The following is a 14,194-nucleotide window of genomic DNA, read 5'->3' as shown; positions in this document are numbered from 1 at the left end:
CTCACGGAATACTGGTGACATGGCCAACGGCGGGCCCGTCTGCGGGCCGATCTCGAGCTACTCCCGGGTGCAGATCCTGCACTTGCTCTTCGAAGCGGGAAGTTCGCAGACCCGAGCCGCCGTGTCGATCGCGGAGCTGTGCGAGGCGACCGGACTCCACGCGAACACGGTCCGTGAGCACCTGCAGCGCCTGATCGAAGGCGGGTACGTGATCCCGACGATCGAGCACCGCACTACGCGGGGGCGTCCGCGCACGCTGTACAGTGCGGCCACCGGAGCTCCGGGTGCCTCCAGCCCGGTCGCGCGCGACAAGGCCAAGGCGGCTGCTCGTCGGGGCGACCTGATGCGCAGCATGCTGCCGGATTCGGCGCCCGACCTCGGCCGTGAAGCCACCTATCAGCTCGACGCGCTCGTGGAGCACCTGGAGGAGAGCGGCTTCGAGCCCGTGGTCGACGACCGCCGGCTCACGGTCGACCTCAGCCCGTGCCCGCACGCGGCGGGCCGTTCCGAAGACCGCCCGATGCTCTGCCGTGTGCACCTCGAGCTCATGCAGAGCGTGTTGAACGAGGCCGGCGGACCCCTCGAAGCCGAGTGCGTCCGCGATGCCGTCCTCGCATCGGACTGCACCGTCCAGCTGCGTGACAGCACGAGGCAGCGGCAGCACAGAACAGGAGTCGTGCATGGAATGGCTTGATCCGCTCGCGCTCGCCCGATGGCAATTCGGGTTGACCACGGTCTATCACTACCTCTTCGTCCCCCTGACGATCGGCATGGCGCTGGTCGCCGCGATCTTCCAGACCGCGTGGGTGCGCACCGGCAAGGTCCAGTACCTGCACCTGACCCGCTTCTTCGGCAAGATCTTCCTCATCAACTTCGCGATGGGCGTCGTCACCGGCATCGTGCAGGAGTTCCAGTTCGGCATGAACTGGTCGGACTACTCCCGCTTCGTCGGCGACGTGTTCGGTGCTCCGCTCGCCTTCGAGGGCCTGCTGGCGTTCTTCTTCGAGGCGACCTTCATCGGTCTCTGGATCTTCGGCTGGGACAAGCTCCCGCAGAAGCTGCACCTGGCCACCATCTGGTGCGTGTCGATCGGCAGCATCCTGTCGGCGTACTTCATCATCGCGGCCAACGCGTTCATGCAGAACCCGGTCGGCTACACGTTCAACCCCGAGACCAACCGAGCCGAGCTCACCGACTTCTGGGCGCTGCTGACCAACCCGGTCGCGCTGGCCGCGTTCCCGCACACGATCTTCGGCGCGCTGATGTTCGCGGCCGGTGTCGTGATCTCTGTCTCCGCCTGGCACCTCGCTCGCGGACAGCACTTCGACACCATGCGGATCTCGCTGAAGTTCGGACTGTGGGCGATGATCGTCTCGACCGCGGGTGTCGTGCTCACGGGTGACCAGCTCGGCCTGGCGATGTACGCCGCGCAACCCATGAAGATGGCAGCGGCTGAAGCGACCTTCAACACGGTGTGCGGACCGGACGCGTCCTTCAGCCTGTTCACCCTCGGCACCCCGGACGGCAGTTCCGAACTGTTCTCGATCCGCGTCCCCTACCTGCTGTCCCTGCTGTCGACGCACACGCTCGACGCGTGCGTGCACGGCATCAACGACCTGAACGCCGAGTACGCCCAGACCTACGCCGCCACCGGTCTGACGGACTTCGCCCCGATCCTGTGGGTCACCTACTGGGCGTTCCGCTGGATGATCGGCCTGGGCATGGCCGCCGCGCTCGTGGCCGTCGCCGGCCTGTGGCTCACCCGCAAGGGCGCCAAGAAGCCCCCGGCGCCGTGGATGTGGAAGCTCGCGATCTGGTCGTTCCCGCTCGCGCTCGTCGCCAACATCATGGGATGGGTCTTCACGGAGATGGGCCGACAGCCCTGGATCGTGTTCGGGCTGATGACCACGCAGGACGGCGTCTCGCCGGGCGTCAGCGGACTCGAGGTGCTGATATCGCTCATCGCCTTCACCGCGATCTATGCGGCCCTCGCCGTGGTCGAGGTCCGACTCATCGTCAAGGCCGCGCAGAAGGGCCCGGACACCGAAGAACAACCGCATGACGAGACGGCTCAGCTGCCGTCGGTCGTCTACTGAGGGGGAGGAGCATCATGGATCTCGCAACACTCTGGTTCTTCATCGTCGCGTTCTTCTTCGTGGGCTACTTCGTGCTCGACGGGTTCGACTTCGGCGTCGGCATGTCGCTGCCGTTCCTCGGCAAGAACGATGTCTCGCGCCGTCAGGTCATCAACACGATCGGTCCGGTCTGGGACCTCAACGAGACCTGGGTCATCGTCGCCGGTGCCGTGCTGTTCGCGTCGTTCCCCGAGTGGTACGCCACCCTGTTCAGCGGTTTCTACCTGCCGCTGCTGCTGATCCTGCTCGCGCTGATCCTGCGCGGGGTGTCCTTCGAGTACCGGCACCAGCGCGACAGCGTGAAGTGGAAGGCCGGATTCGACCGGATGATCGTGATCGGGTCGGCCGTTCCCGCTCTGCTCTGGGGCGTCGCCTTCGGCAACATCGTGCAGGGGGTGGCGATCGATGAGAACCACATCTACGTCGGCGGCTTCTTCTCGCTGCTGAACCCGTACGCGCTGCTGGTCGGCGTCACGACCTTGCTGCTGTTCTTCCTGCACGGTGTGCTGTTCGTCGCTCTCAAGACCGATGGCCAGGTGCACGAGGATGCGCAGAAGCTGGCGAAGAAGGCTGCTCTGCCGACGATCCTCGTCGCGGCCGGAACGGTGATCTGGACGGTGGCGATCGCGATGGGCCGCGAGGCTCCGCTGCTCTGGCTCGTCATCGGCACCGGGGTGCTCGCGGCGGTCAGTCTGATCGCGGCCGTCGGGTTCTCGCTCGTCCGACGTGACGGGTGGGCCTTCTTCTCCGGGATGCTCACGGTGATGTTCGCTGTGGTCATGCTCTTCTCGGCGCTGTTCCCGTTCGTGATGCCCTCGACGATCGATCCGGCGTACAGCCTGACGATCGCGAACGCATCCAGCACCCCGTACACGCTGCAGATCATGAGCTGGACGGCCCTGATCGCGATGCCGCTCGTGCTCGCGTACCAGGCCTGGACGTACTGGGTCTTCCGCAAGCGCGTCACCCGGAAGTCCATCGAGGGGGCACCGGCGCACGCGTGAAACCCGTCGATCCGAGACTGCTGCGCTACGCGGGTGCCGCGAGGGGATTCCTCGCGGCATCCGCGTTGATCGGCGTGGTCCAGACCGCGGTCGTGATGGTGTTCGCCTGGCTGCTGACGGATGCGGTGACCGGGGCGATCGCCGGGCGCGACGTGACGGCTTCCCTGCTCTGGCTGCTGGTCACGGCACTGCTTCGCGGTGTGCTCATCGCCGCGTCCGATGCGGCGGGCACCCGTGCTGCGGCGAAGACCGGCATGCAGCTGCGATCCGCGTTGATCGCGGCGGTGGGGCGACTCGGGCCGGGGTGGCTGGCGCAGCGGAACCAGACCGAACTCGCGGTGACCGCCGGCCATGGTCTGGAAGCGCTGGACGCCTACTTCGCGCGCTACATCCCTCAGCTCGTGCTGACCGTCATCGCGACGCCCGTGCTGGTCGCGGTGATGTGGTGGCAGGACTGGCCGAGCGGTCTCACCGCTCTCATCACGCTGCCGCTGATCCCGCTGTTCCTCATCCTGATCGGGATGGCGACGCGCACGGTGCAGAAGCGGCAGTGGCAGACGTTGCAGCGGCTCGCGGCCCGGTTCGCCGACACGGTGCAGGGACTCTCGACGCTGCGGCTCTTCGGGCGCGACCAGCGCGCGGCGGACCGCATCGAGGTCACGGCAGACGAGTACCGGCGCGAGACCATGAAGGTGCTGCGGTTCTCGTTCCTGTCCGGGTTCGCGATGGAGCTGCTGGCCTCGATCGCGGTCGCCCTGATCGCCGTGTCGGTCGGGTTCCGGCTGTTGTCGGGGGACCTCACGCTCGAGGTGGGGCTGTTCGTGCTGCTGCTCGCGCCCGAGGCGTTCCTGCCGATCCGACAGGTGGGGGTGCAGTTCCACGCCGCGGCCGAGGGCGTCGCCGCGACCGAGGACGTGTTCGAGGTGCTCGATGCAGCGCGGACCGGTGCACGGATGCAGGAGCTTCCGACGGATGCCGGACGAATCGCCGTCGAAGCTTCCGACATCCGTCCATCCGTCCTGCAGGTGGACCGACTGGAAGGCGCGGCGCTCGTGGTCGAGGGGCTGTGCGTGCGCGATCTGCCCCCGGTGTCCTTCACCGCGACGCCGGGGACGATCACGCTGATCGAGGGGCCCAGTGGCTCGGGCAAGTCGTCGCTTCTCGCGGCGCTGCGGGGCGCTGCCGACTATGGGGGGACGGCCGTGTTCGCCGGGCAGAGTCTTCGCGGGCTCGCTCCGGCCGGGTGGCTGGCCTGGGCAGGGCAAGCACCGGGGCTGATGCGCGGCACGGTCGCAGACAACGTCGCCCTCGGAGACCCGGCACCGGATGCCGGCCGCGTCCGTGCAGCGCTGGATGAGGCACGTGCCGAGAGCATCGACGCGGCACTCGAACTCGGTGTGCAGGGGAGTGGGCTCTCGGGCGGTCAGGCGCAGCGGGTGGCCGTGGCGCGCGCGCTGTACCGGCAGCAGACCGATCCCGGACGCGTGCTCGCCTTGGACGAGCCCTCGAGCGCGCTGGACCCGGAGACCGAGGAGCGGTTGTGGCAGTCGTTGCGCGCGCGGGCGGATGCCGGAGCGACGATCCTGCTCGTGTCGCACCGGCGGTCGGCGCGCCGCATCGCGGATCAGGTCGTGGCGCTGGGGGTGGACGCATGACCGGACTGACGCGCGGACAGCGGGTCCGCAGCATCCTCCGGCTCGCGCAGCCGTCGGTCGGACGCTTCGTGCCCGGTCTCATCTGGGGTGTGCTGTCCGCGGCGGCCGCCGTGAGCCTGCTCGCGGTCAGTGGCTGGCTGATCGTGAGCGCCTCGATCGTCGACTCGCTGGTTCCGCTGTCGATCGCCGTGGTCGGCGTCCGGTTCTTCGCTGTGTCGCGCGCCGTCACCCGCTACCTCGAACGTCTGAGCGGGCATGATGCGGCACTGCGTCAGCTCGCCTCCACACGCGCCGACATGGTGCGTCGACTGATCCCGCTCTCGCCGGCCGGGCTCGGCTCGACCGACCGCGGTCAAGTGCTCACGGCCCTCGTCGACGACGTCGAGAACCTGCAGAACCTCCCGCTGCGGGTGGTACAGCCGCTGGGGGTCGCTGCGCTCGTCGCGGTGGGTGCCGTCGGTTTCATCGCATTCGTCTCGCCGCCCGCCGCCCTCACCCTCGCCGTCTGCCTGCTGGTCGCCGCGGCCGTGGCGATCGGACTCGGCTGGGTGTTCGGCTCCCGCGCCGAAGCACTCGTGTCCGCGCGTCGGGCTGAGCTCTCGGCGGCGCTGGTCGATTACTTCGCGAGCCTCGATGTCCTCCTCGCGTATGGGGCGGAGGAGCAGGCGCGGGCACGGATCACTGCCGCCGACGGGGAGTTGCGTCGGCTCGTCTCCCGCGCATCGCTGGCGCAGGCCGTCGCTGCCGGGGTGGTCTCCGCGGTCGCCGGAGCGGCGTCGGTGTGGGCGCTCGCCGCCGCGTCACCCGGCCTCGTCGACGGGGCGATCGACGGGCCGTGGTTGGCCGTGGCGGTGCTGGTGCCGATGGTGGTGTTCGAGATCTTCGGCGCCGTGCCGATCGCTGCGGCGTCGTGGCGGAGTGTCCGATCGAGCGCGGAGCGCATCGTCGACGTGCTGCCCGACCGGATGCCGCCGGAGCTGCGTTCCGACGCGGGCGAGGATGTCGAGGTCGACGGCACGCCGGTGGTGCGGATGCGCGACGTGCGCGCGTCCTGGCCGGGGGGAGCTCCGGCGCTCTCCGGCGTCGACCTGGATCTCCGACCCGGTGAGCGGGTGCTGGTGACGGGATCGAGCGGGGCCGGGAAGAGCTCGTTGGCCGCGGCCCTCGTCGGTTTCCTCCGCGTGGAGGGCGAGTACCGGATCGGGGACCGCGACGCGTCGGAGTTGTCCGGTCCGACGCTGCGCCGGGTCATCGGCCTGTGTGAGCAGAGCCCTCAGCTGTTCGACGAGGACATCCGTCAGAACCTGCTCTTCGCGCGCGACACCGCGGATGATGAGGAACTCTTCGCCGTGCTCGACCGGGTGGGGCTCGGGGAGTGGGCGCGGGGGCGCGGCGGTCTCGATGCGCGGGTCGGCGACCGTGGCGCACTCGTGTCCGGCGGGCAGGCGCAGCGGATCGCGCTCGCCCGGGCCCTGTTACGCGGTTTCCCGGTGCTGGTGCTCGACGAGCCGACGGCCGGGGTCGACCCCGAGGCGTCCGATGCGCTGCTGCGTGATCTGCTTGCGGCTGCGGGGTCGCAGTCCGTGCTGCTGATCTCGCACGTGCTGCCGCCTGCGGGCACCGTCGACCGCGTGGTGCGACTCGACGGCGGACGCACGCTCTGAGTGAGGACCCCTCGCGGGTCAGGCGTTCATGTCGACGGGCGGTTCCATCACGATGCCCTGCGCTTCGAAGGCACGGCGGCGCTCTTCGATGCGGCGGTGCAACTCGACCTGCGCCTCATCGACGAACTGCGGATCGAGGTCGACGGTGGGCGGATGCGGGTCGCCGTGGTTCGCCGCGATGTACGCGTCGAGTTCGGGGCCGCTGGTCCAGGAGGTGATGAGTGCGTAGCGGGGTGCGGTGCCGCGATGCCAGACCGCGTGCCAGAAGCGCTGGGTGTCGACGATGATGCGCGAGCCGGCGCGGAGCGGCAGCCGGACCTCGGTCGCCGGGTCGAAGCGGTCGGCGCGCAGGATCAGCATCGACTCGGTGTCGTCGGACAGATTGAAGAATCCGCGGACGACCCAGCCGGTGCCCTCTTCGTTGAGGCGGTTGTTGTCGTCCTGATGCAGGTTGTAGATCGCATCGGCGTACTCGTTCGGTTGCAGCTCGATCACGCGGCACCGTCCGATGCCCGCGCCGGGCTCCAGCGCGCGACGCTGCAGGGTGGGCGCGATCGCCACCTGGGAGTCGATCCACACGCCGTCCTTGTCGGTGCGCGGCGGCGTGTGGTTCCAGAAGCCGTTGCAGTCCACGTCGCCCGCGTAGCTGGCGAGCGGGGCGAAGCGCGTGACGCCGGAGGAGCGCCAGCGGACGTATTCCAGGTCGAGCCATTCGGCGGGGTCGCCCGGTGCGGAGTGATCGTCGAGGACCACGTAGCCGGTGTCGGCCAGCGCCTCCGAGGTGATGAAGCCCATACTGCGTACCCTTCCCGTCATCGCTGCCCCCACAGGCGGCGGGTTCTTAGGACATCCTAACTCTTCGGGCGTCCCGCCGCCCGGTGGCCGGCCGGAGAAAAGCGCGGAATCCCGCGCCGATATCCTGGGGTGATGACTCAGCCGCAGGGCGCCCTCCTCGTGGGCAGTGTGAACTTCGACGATGCCGAGACGACGATCCGCACAGCCGTGGATGTGCTCGGCGCCCGCCTCCGGCGCATCCCGGACGGCGAGGTCGGCAAACGATTCCACTGGATCATGTTCCAGCCCGATGTGATCGGCCAGGCCGAAGGGATCGAGCGCATCGGCGACGAGCCCATCCCGTTCCCGGCCGGGATCGACGCCCGTGGTCTGCGCATCGGCGAGGGCGTGGACGCAGCGGGCATCGAACTTCCCGCGCTCGGATACGCGGCGGCCGCGATCGAGTCGTACGCGGTGTTCACGCGCCTCCGTGCGGAGGGTCTCGTGCCGGCCGAGGTGCGGTTCCAGGTGTCGCTGCCGACACCGCTCGCCGTGATCTCCTCCTTCTTCCGTGGGGACGACCGGGCGGCGATCGAGCCCGTCTACACCGCCGCGATCCTGCGTGAGCTCGAGGAGATCCTCGAGGCGATCCCGCACGATGACCTTGCTGTGCAGTGGGATGTGGCCAGCGAGATGGGCATCATCGAGCGAGCAGCCGGTTACGGAGCGGTCATGGAGGCCTGGTGGCCCGGTGATCCGTTCGACGGCCTCGTCGCGCGGCTGGCCGAACTGATCGACGCCGTGCCGGCAGGCGTGGAGGTCGGCGTGCACCTCTGCTACGGCGACGCGGGGGAGAAGCACTTCATCGAGCCGACCGATTCCGCGAACCTGGTCCGCTACGCGAACGCGGTCCTGGCGGCGACGGCGCGTCCCCTCACCTGGTTGCACCTGCCGGTGCCGATCGAGCGCGACGACGAAGGCTACTTCGCCCCTCTCGCCGACCTCGCACCCGTCGAAGAGCTGTACCTCGGACTCGTCCACCGCGAAGACGGCGCGGAAGGGGCCGCGCGCCGTGTCGCCGCCGCCCGCCCGTTCGCGGAGCGGTTCGGGGTCGCCACCGAGTGCGGCATCGGTCGTGCACCGGCCGGATCGACCGAGGGCATCCTGCGCACGCACGCAGAGGTCGCCGCCGCCTGGTGAATGCTCTGGGCGCCCGATTCGCGCGCTCGCCCGCTCTCGCGTAAGCTATTCCGCGGTGACGTGTCCGAGCGGCCGAAGGTGCAACTCTCGAAAAGTTGTGTAGGGTAACCCCCTACCGTGGGTTCAAATCCCACCGTCACCGCCATGGAAACCCCCGAGAAATCGGGGGTTTTTCCGTATTCGGGATGGGGCGTGGTGCATCTGTGGTGCAGATCTCGTCGGTGTCCCGATGGCATGCTTTGCAAGGGCTCTCGGCGAGCCGCCCCGTGATGCGCGAGGTGCGATGTCGCGCGCCGCACGCGTCAGCAGTGTCGAGAACGGCCTGCCTGGACGCCACGCCTGCGATGCGCGTCCTTCCGACTTTTCCTGGAATAGCACTCTCGTTATTCAACTTTGGACCTAGCAAACTTGAGTAATACAGGAGAAAATCTCGGTATGGAATCTCCTGAGCTCGCTGGGACCCCGTGGCCTGCACACAATGTCGAAACGCTGCCTTGGCGTCAGCGGTTGCGCGGTGGAACCCGGGCTGATCGGATGCTCAGTTCCGTGGACGCGACTATCCCTCCGACGATCTCGAAGCTGGACTACCTGCCGCCTGTCAAGACGACGGTCACCTCGGAGGAGGCGCTGCTCGCCGTGGCGCAGGCGGATACCGATGCCGAGGGGCACTCGGTGGCGATGAGCCGCTTCATGATCCGCACCGAGTCCGTCGCCTCGTCGAAGATCGAGCGCATCACCGCTGATGCGGTCGACTACGCCAAGGCCCTGGCCGGAAACCGCTCGAACACCTCAGCGACGAGTATGGTGGCCGCGAGCACCGCGCTGCACAGCCTGGTCACGGTCGTCGGAGAGCGCGGGCGCTTCGAACTCGACGATCTGCTGGTGGCGCACCGCGCTCTGATGAAGGGCGATCCGATGGAGGCGGGCTACGCCGGGCGGCTGCGCGACATGCAGAACTGGATCGGCGGAAGCGACTATTCGCCCCGAGGCGCCCTGCATGTCCCACCGGATCCTGTGCGGGTGCCCGCGCTGGTCGACGACCTCATCACCTACCTCAACCGCGACGACGTGCCTGTGATGACGCAGGCTGCTATCGGTCATGCCCAATTCGAGTCGATCCACGCTTTCACCGACGGCAACGGCCGCATCGGTCGCGCCCTGGTGTCGGCCGTGTTCCGTCGGCGGGGTGTGACCCGCAACGCCGTCGTCCCCCTCGCAAGCGGTCTGCTTGCGAAGCGCGACGACTACTTCGCCGCGCTCGGCGAGTATCGCAAGGGCGAGCCATCACCGCTAATCGACCTCTTCGCACGATCGGCGCGGTCTGCCGCGATCTGCTCGCGCGACTCCATCGCTCGCATCAAGGCCCTCCCGGACGAGTGGATGGATGAGCTGAAGCCACGGAAGGGCTCTGCAGCTGCAGCGCTGATCCCCGCGTTCTACGACCACCCGGTCATGACCGCTGCGGAGATCGAGCGGCGATCCGGCGCATCTACGCCCGCAGCCTACCTGGCGATCGATCAGCTCGCCGCAGCCGGGTTCATCGAGGAGATCACCGGACGCAAGAGAGACCGCGTATGGGTTGCGTCCGAGCTTCTTGCCGAGCTCGATGATCTTGACCGGCGCATCCAAATCACGATGACGACCTGACTGGTGCCTACGGTCACAGTCCCGCCCGTCTGGCCTCGATCGCGGAGACCGCGTTCGCCCTGCTTTCCCGTCGTCGTCCCTGATGCGGGTCGACCGTGCGTGGGAGGACGCCTGATGGGCGTCCTCCCACGCACGAGGTCGGGTCAGAGCGACGTGATGACGACGCGCGTGACGCTCGGGTCCTTGAGAGCGTCGTAGCCCTCGTTGACCTCGTCGAGCGCGATCTCCTTCGACAGCAGCGAGTCGAGCTCGAACCGGCCCTCGAGGTAGAGCTTCGCGTACATCGGGATGTCTCGCTTGGCCGTGGTCGAGCCCATGTAGACGCCCTGGATGCGCTTCTGAGAACCGATCAGTCCGACCTGATGCACGTCGATGTGCGAGGTGGGATCGATGACACCGATGAGGTAGAGGCCACCACCGGGCGCGGCCATCTCCAGCCCCTGTTCCGCCACGGTCTTCGTGCCGACGAAGTCGAACACCGCATCCGCGCCGTTGCCGGTGATCTCGTGCACGGCGGCGACCGGGTCGACCTCCGTCGAGTTCACGGCGTGAGTGGCCCCGAACTCCTTCGCCTTCGCGAGCTTGTCGTCGGCGATGTCCACGGCGATGATCGTGGTCGCACCGGCGATGACCGCGCCGTTGATGGCGTTCAGACCCACCCCTCCGGCGCCGATGACGACGATGGCGTCGCCCGCCTGCACGTTCGCGGTGTTGAGGACGGAGCCTGCGCCGGTGACGACGCCGCAGCCGAGGAGTGCCGCCTGGGCGAACGGAACTTCGTCCGGCACCGTCACGAGCTGATTCTCGTGCACGAGAGCCTGCTGGGCGAACCCGCCCAGCCCGAAGGCCTGCCCCACGGGTGCGCCGTTCTCGCTGAGCCGCGGCGCCTCGTCCGGTGCGCGGAGGGTCTTCTCCGGGTGGAGGCACTGGAAGACCTTGCCGGACAGGCACTTCTCGCAGGCGCCGCAGTACTGCACGAGGCAGCCGACGACATGGTCGCCGATTGCGATGTCCGTCACGTCCGGACCGACCGCGGTGACGACGCCGGCGAGCTCGTGTCCGAAGACGCCGGGTAGAGGGTTGCCCATCTCGAAGCGGGACATGGTGAGGTCAGTGTGGCAGAGGCCGGATGCCTTCACGTCGACGAGCACTTCGCGACCGATGGGCTGGGCGATGTCGATGTCCGCACTGACGAATCCTGCGCCGATCTCGCGGACGAGTGTTGCCTTCATTGCTGGTTCTTCTTTCTTCTGGGGCCGTCGGTGTCTCCGGCGGACGTGGGCTGGCCGGAGATCATCCAGCGCGGCATGAGCTGCGTGAGGTGCTCCGCGATCTCGTCGGGTCGTGCCGTGAGGTCGTCGAGGACCCAGGACGCGATGAGCCCGGTCGCGGCGTGCGCGATGTAGGTGGCGGCGATGTCCGGATCGATCCCGGGCGGCGGCGAGGTGATTTCGCGTATGTGCGCGAGGATCTCGACCTTCATCAGCTCCGCGACGCGCGACTCCGCACCCCGAGGCACCGCGACGCTGAAAGCTGCCGCGTAGAGCGCACGGTACGTCGCGTAGTGCTCGATCAGCGCGCGCTGCGACCGCGCCATCGCGGAGTCGTCGGTTGAGGCCGAGATGCCGTGCGCTCGGGTCTCGGCCGCGATGTCGCGGAATGCCTGCTCCTGCAGATGGAGGGCGAGATCGTCGATGCCCGAGAAGTGGGTGTAGAACGTGGCACGACTCACTCGCGCCTCGGCGACGAGACTGCTCACCGTGATCGCCCGGCCCGCGAGCGCCAACGATCTCACAGCGTCGGAGAGCCGCGTCCGGGTCGCCGCGACCCTGGGGTCCGACGAGGCACGGATCGAGTCTCGGACGGTTGCGATGTCTGCCGTCACGGCGCCGCGCATCATGCATCCATCGTACATCTGTTTCTAGACAGACGTCTAGAAAACCGGCTAGCGCACCGCCTTCTCGACGGCGCACGCCGCCGCCTGAGCCGGCTCAGGTCACGCGGCAGGCGCGGGACCGCACGGTGTTCCCCTGTCGCTCAGGTGCTCCCAGCTCGACGACCACATCGCCGGTCCCGCAGCGGCATTCGCCGTACTGGCGATGCACAATCATCGGATCGCTCGTGCCGGACGCTCGGATGCGGCTTCGTAGGCTGCAACCATGGAAGAGATCGCAGCGGTGTATGAGCCCTCGATGTTCAACACTGAGAAGCGGACTCTGTGGGCGGTAGCCTCCGGGTGTGGGATTCTCGACCCTGGGCCTGATCATCAGCCTCGCTGTGCTCGCCCCCAACCTGCTGCTGGTGCTGTTCCCGCCACAGACCCCGCGGCCCGTCGCACATGTGCCACGCGCGCTCGGATGGATTGAACGCGCGGGTCAGGCCCTGTGCCTGGTGGTGCCCGCGATCACCCAGCAGGGCGAACTCGCCGGTTGGTGGGCGATCCCCACGTTCTGCGGCCTGGGCGGCTACTACGCACTATGGGCCCGCTACCTGCTCACGGGGCGGGAAGGGGCGACACTCTATCGGCCGTGGTGGGTGGTTCCCGTGCCGATGGCGACCCTCCCGGTCGTCGTGTTCCTCAGCGCCGCTGCCTGGCTGAGTAACCCGTGGATCGCCGCCGCTGCTGTCGTCCTCGCCGTCGGCCACATTCCCGCGTCCGTGTTCATCGCACGGGCGCTCGCGCCCGCCGACAACGACTCCTGATATCGCCAGACGGTGGTCGCCTTGCTGCCACGCTCCGTAGCGACTGCCGGTGCGCTCGCGAACAGCGTGTCCGGGGTGCGGTGCATCACTATGCCGCGCTGGGTGCGCGCAAGTATGTCCTCGCCGCGAAGCCGTTCACGAGCGCCCGGGCGAACCTTCGTGCGGCCAACCCGTGTACGCCTCGGCGAGGAACGTCTGCCCCGCCTCCGACTCGACGACCGATCGCAGCTCGCCGATCTGGCGCCGACGGTCGAAGTCGCTCGCATCGCGTGCGGTGTGCAGCATGCTCGTCATCCACCAGGAGAAGTGCTGCGCTTTCCAGATGCGCTGCAGTGCCGTCTCGGCGAAGGCGTCGATGAGGCGGGCGTCGTTCTCGAGAAGAAGCGCCTGCAGAGCGCGGTCGAGCAGCACGACGTCGGCGACCGCGAGGTTCATGCCCTTCGCCCCGGTCGGCGGAACCGTATGGGCCGCATCGCCGACGAGCACCGCGCGCCCGTGCCGCAGCTCGTGCGCCACGAAGCTGCGGAACCGGAGGACGTCGCGCTGGATGACGGGTCCGGTCGCGAGGGCGGTGCCCGGCACCCGCGCCTGCAAGGTCTCCCAGATCTCCTCGTCCGACAGGGCGCCCGGGGCGGCGTCCGGATCGCATTGGAAGTACATGCGCTGCACGGTCGCGCTGCGCTGACTGATGAGTGCGAAACCCTCGGCGGAGTTGCTGTAGATCAGTTCGTCCGCGCTCGGCGGGGCCTCGCACAGGATGCCGAACCACGCGAACGGGTACTCCCGGAAATAGCCGCCGGTCGACGAACCGGTGACCGCGGGGCGGACGACGCTGCGCGAGCCGTCGGCGCCGACCACGAAGTCGGCGTCGATCCGCACCGCGTCGCCGTCCGCAGTGGTCGCCGTCACCCACGGCCGATCGGTCTCGACGTCGCCGACACCGGTGACCTCGGTCTCGAATCGGAGGTCCTGGCCAGCCGCGAGCCGCGCGGCGATCAGGTCCTTGAGCACCTCGTGCTGCGGGTACAACCAGACGCTCCGCCCTGTCAGTGACGGGAAGTCGATGCGGTGTCCCTCGCCCTCGAAGCGCAGTTCGATACCGTCGTGGCGGGTGCCGACCGCGAGCACCCGCTCGCTCGCGCCGGACTCACTCAGCACCCGGACGGTCTCCTGTTCGAGGATGCCGGCGCGGATGGTCGACTCGATCTCCGCACGGCTCCGGCGGTCGAGCACGATCGATTCGATTCCGGCCTCGGCGAGGAGGTGTGACAGCAGAAGACCTGCGGGCCCTGCGCCGACGATCGCGACACGGGTGCGGACGGTGGTGGTCATGGCGTCTCCTTCGACGGATGTTCGCCAGTCAGTGTGGGCGACTCCGTGGAGCCGGACTCACGCTCTACCGTTGAATGGGA

The 14,194-nt window shown here is 68.3% G+C and carries 12 protein-coding genes and 1 tRNA gene; 9 read left to right on the top strand and 4 right to left on the bottom strand.

Annotated features, from left to right (window positions below):
* Positions 1-19 precede the first annotated feature (19 nt).
* The 5 genes from FGL91_RS02010 to cydC are packed head-to-tail and all read left to right on the top strand — an operon-like array spanning position 20 to position 6,458.
* A complete protein-coding gene (locus tag FGL91_RS02010; RefSeq protein WP_047520253.1) occupies positions 20-694 on the top strand; it encodes a helix-turn-helix domain-containing protein in 675 nt (224 codons plus the stop codon).
* Complete coding sequence (locus tag FGL91_RS02005) at positions 681-2,096, top strand: cytochrome ubiquinol oxidase subunit I (RefSeq protein ID WP_134352258.1); 1,416 nt, start codon at positions 681-683, stop codon at positions 2,094-2,096. The genes FGL91_RS02010 and FGL91_RS02005 overlap by 14 nt, the downstream gene beginning before the upstream one ends.
* 14 nt (positions 2,097-2,110) lie before the next feature.
* A complete protein-coding gene (cydB, locus tag FGL91_RS02000; protein ID WP_047520250.1) occupies positions 2,111-3,139 on the top strand; it encodes a cytochrome d ubiquinol oxidase subunit II in 1,029 nt (342 codons plus the stop codon).
* Complete coding sequence (gene cydD / locus FGL91_RS01995; RefSeq protein WP_153242923.1) at positions 3,136-4,794, top strand: thiol reductant ABC exporter subunit CydD; 1,659 nt, start codon at positions 3,136-3,138, stop codon at positions 4,792-4,794. Before cydB ends, cydD begins: the two co-directional genes overlap by 4 nt.
* Positions 4,791-6,458, top strand: a complete 1,668-nt coding sequence (gene cydC, locus FGL91_RS01990; protein ID WP_153242922.1) for a thiol reductant ABC exporter subunit CydC — start codon at positions 4,791-4,793, stop codon at positions 6,456-6,458. The genes cydD and cydC overlap by 4 nt, the downstream gene beginning before the upstream one ends.
* 18 nt (positions 6,459-6,476) lie before the next feature.
* Here the strand turns inward: cydC and FGL91_RS01985 are convergent, their stop codons facing one another.
* The gene (locus FGL91_RS01985; protein ID WP_131492242.1) at positions 6,477-7,253 is read right to left on the bottom strand and encodes a hypothetical protein; all 777 of its coding nucleotides are present in this window, start codon (positions 7,251-7,253) and stop codon (positions 6,477-6,479) included.
* A 132-nt stretch (positions 7,254-7,385) separates the two neighbouring features.
* On the opposite strand from FGL91_RS01985, the gene FGL91_RS01980 reads away from it, so the two are divergent.
* From FGL91_RS01980 to FGL91_RS01970, 3 genes are all read left to right on the top strand, one after another.
* A complete protein-coding gene (locus FGL91_RS01980; RefSeq protein WP_153242921.1) occupies positions 7,386-8,432 on the top strand; it encodes a hypothetical protein in 1,047 nt (348 codons plus the stop codon).
* A gap of 54 nt (positions 8,433-8,486) precedes the next feature.
* A tRNA-Ser gene (locus tag FGL91_RS01975) sits at positions 8,487-8,577 on the top strand.
* Between the two features lie 401 nt (positions 8,578-8,978).
* A complete protein-coding gene (locus FGL91_RS01970; RefSeq protein WP_227991807.1) occupies positions 8,979-10,079 on the top strand; it encodes a Fic family protein in 1,101 nt (366 codons plus the stop codon).
* 143 nt (positions 10,080-10,222) lie between these two features.
* Here FGL91_RS01970 and FGL91_RS01960 read toward each other — a convergent pair whose 3' ends face one another.
* Positions 10,223-11,311 carry a zinc-binding dehydrogenase gene (locus tag FGL91_RS01960; protein WP_153242919.1) on the bottom strand — a complete coding sequence of 363 codons (1,089 nt, stop codon included), beginning with the start codon at positions 11,309-11,311 and terminating at the stop codon, positions 10,223-10,225.
* Positions 11,308-11,979, bottom strand: a complete 672-nt coding sequence (locus FGL91_RS01955; protein WP_194239290.1) for a TetR/AcrR family transcriptional regulator — start codon at positions 11,977-11,979, stop codon at positions 11,308-11,310. The genes FGL91_RS01960 and FGL91_RS01955 overlap by 4 nt, the downstream gene beginning before the upstream one ends.
* A 338-nt stretch (positions 11,980-12,317) precedes the next feature.
* Here FGL91_RS01955 and FGL91_RS01950 point away from each other — a divergent pair, with 338 nt between their 5' ends.
* Positions 12,318-12,782 (top strand): hypothetical protein, encoded by a 465-nt coding sequence (locus FGL91_RS01950; protein WP_153242917.1) that lies wholly within the window; start codon positions 12,318-12,320, stop codon positions 12,780-12,782.
* 135 nt (positions 12,783-12,917) lie between these two features.
* On the opposite strand, the gene FGL91_RS01945 is transcribed toward FGL91_RS01950, so the two are convergent.
* Positions 12,918-14,114 carry a 4-hydroxybenzoate 3-monooxygenase gene (locus FGL91_RS01945; RefSeq protein ID WP_047520229.1) on the bottom strand — a complete coding sequence of 399 codons (1,197 nt, stop codon included), beginning with the start codon at positions 14,112-14,114 and terminating at the stop codon, positions 12,918-12,920.
* Positions 14,115-14,194: the final 80 nt, after the last annotated feature.

The sequence above is a fragment of the Microbacterium sp. CBA3102 genome (assembly GCF_007954505.1).
Classification (GTDB): domain Bacteria; phylum Actinomycetota; class Actinomycetes; order Actinomycetales; family Microbacteriaceae; genus Microbacterium; species Microbacterium aurugineum.
The sequence above is the reverse complement of the archived record's forward strand: the minus strand, read 5'-3'. Positions and strand labels throughout refer to the sequence as shown.

Excerpts from the sequence above, each read along its gene's own strand:
- FGL91_RS02010 (WP_047520253.1), top strand. The coding sequence starts at position 20 with ATGGCCAACGGCGGGCCCGTCTGCGGGCCGATCTCGAGCTACTCCCGG.
- FGL91_RS02005 (WP_134352258.1), top strand. The coding sequence starts at position 681 with ATGGAATGGCTTGATCCGCTCGCGCTCGCCCGATGGCAATTCGGGTTG.
- cydB (WP_047520250.1), top strand. The coding sequence starts at position 2,111 with ATGGATCTCGCAACACTCTGGTTCTTCATCGTCGCGTTCTTCTTCGTG.
- cydC (WP_153242922.1), top strand. The coding sequence starts at position 4,791 with ATGACCGGACTGACGCGCGGACAGCGGGTCCGCAGCATCCTCCGGCTC.
- FGL91_RS01985 (WP_131492242.1), bottom strand. The coding sequence starts at position 7,253 with ATGGGCTTCATCACCTCGGAGGCGCTGGCCGACACCGGCTACGTGGTC.
- FGL91_RS01980 (WP_153242921.1), top strand. The coding sequence starts at position 7,386 with ATGACTCAGCCGCAGGGCGCCCTCCTCGTGGGCAGTGTGAACTTCGAC.
- FGL91_RS01960 (WP_153242919.1), bottom strand. The coding sequence starts at position 11,311 with ATGAAGGCAACACTCGTCCGCGAGATCGGCGCAGGATTCGTCAGTGCG.
- FGL91_RS01955 (WP_194239290.1), bottom strand. The coding sequence starts at position 11,979 with ATGATGCGCGGCGCCGTGACGGCAGACATCGCAACCGTCCGAGACTCG.
- FGL91_RS01945 (WP_047520229.1), bottom strand. The coding sequence starts at position 14,114 with ATGACCACCACCGTCCGCACCCGTGTCGCGATCGTCGGCGCAGGGCCC.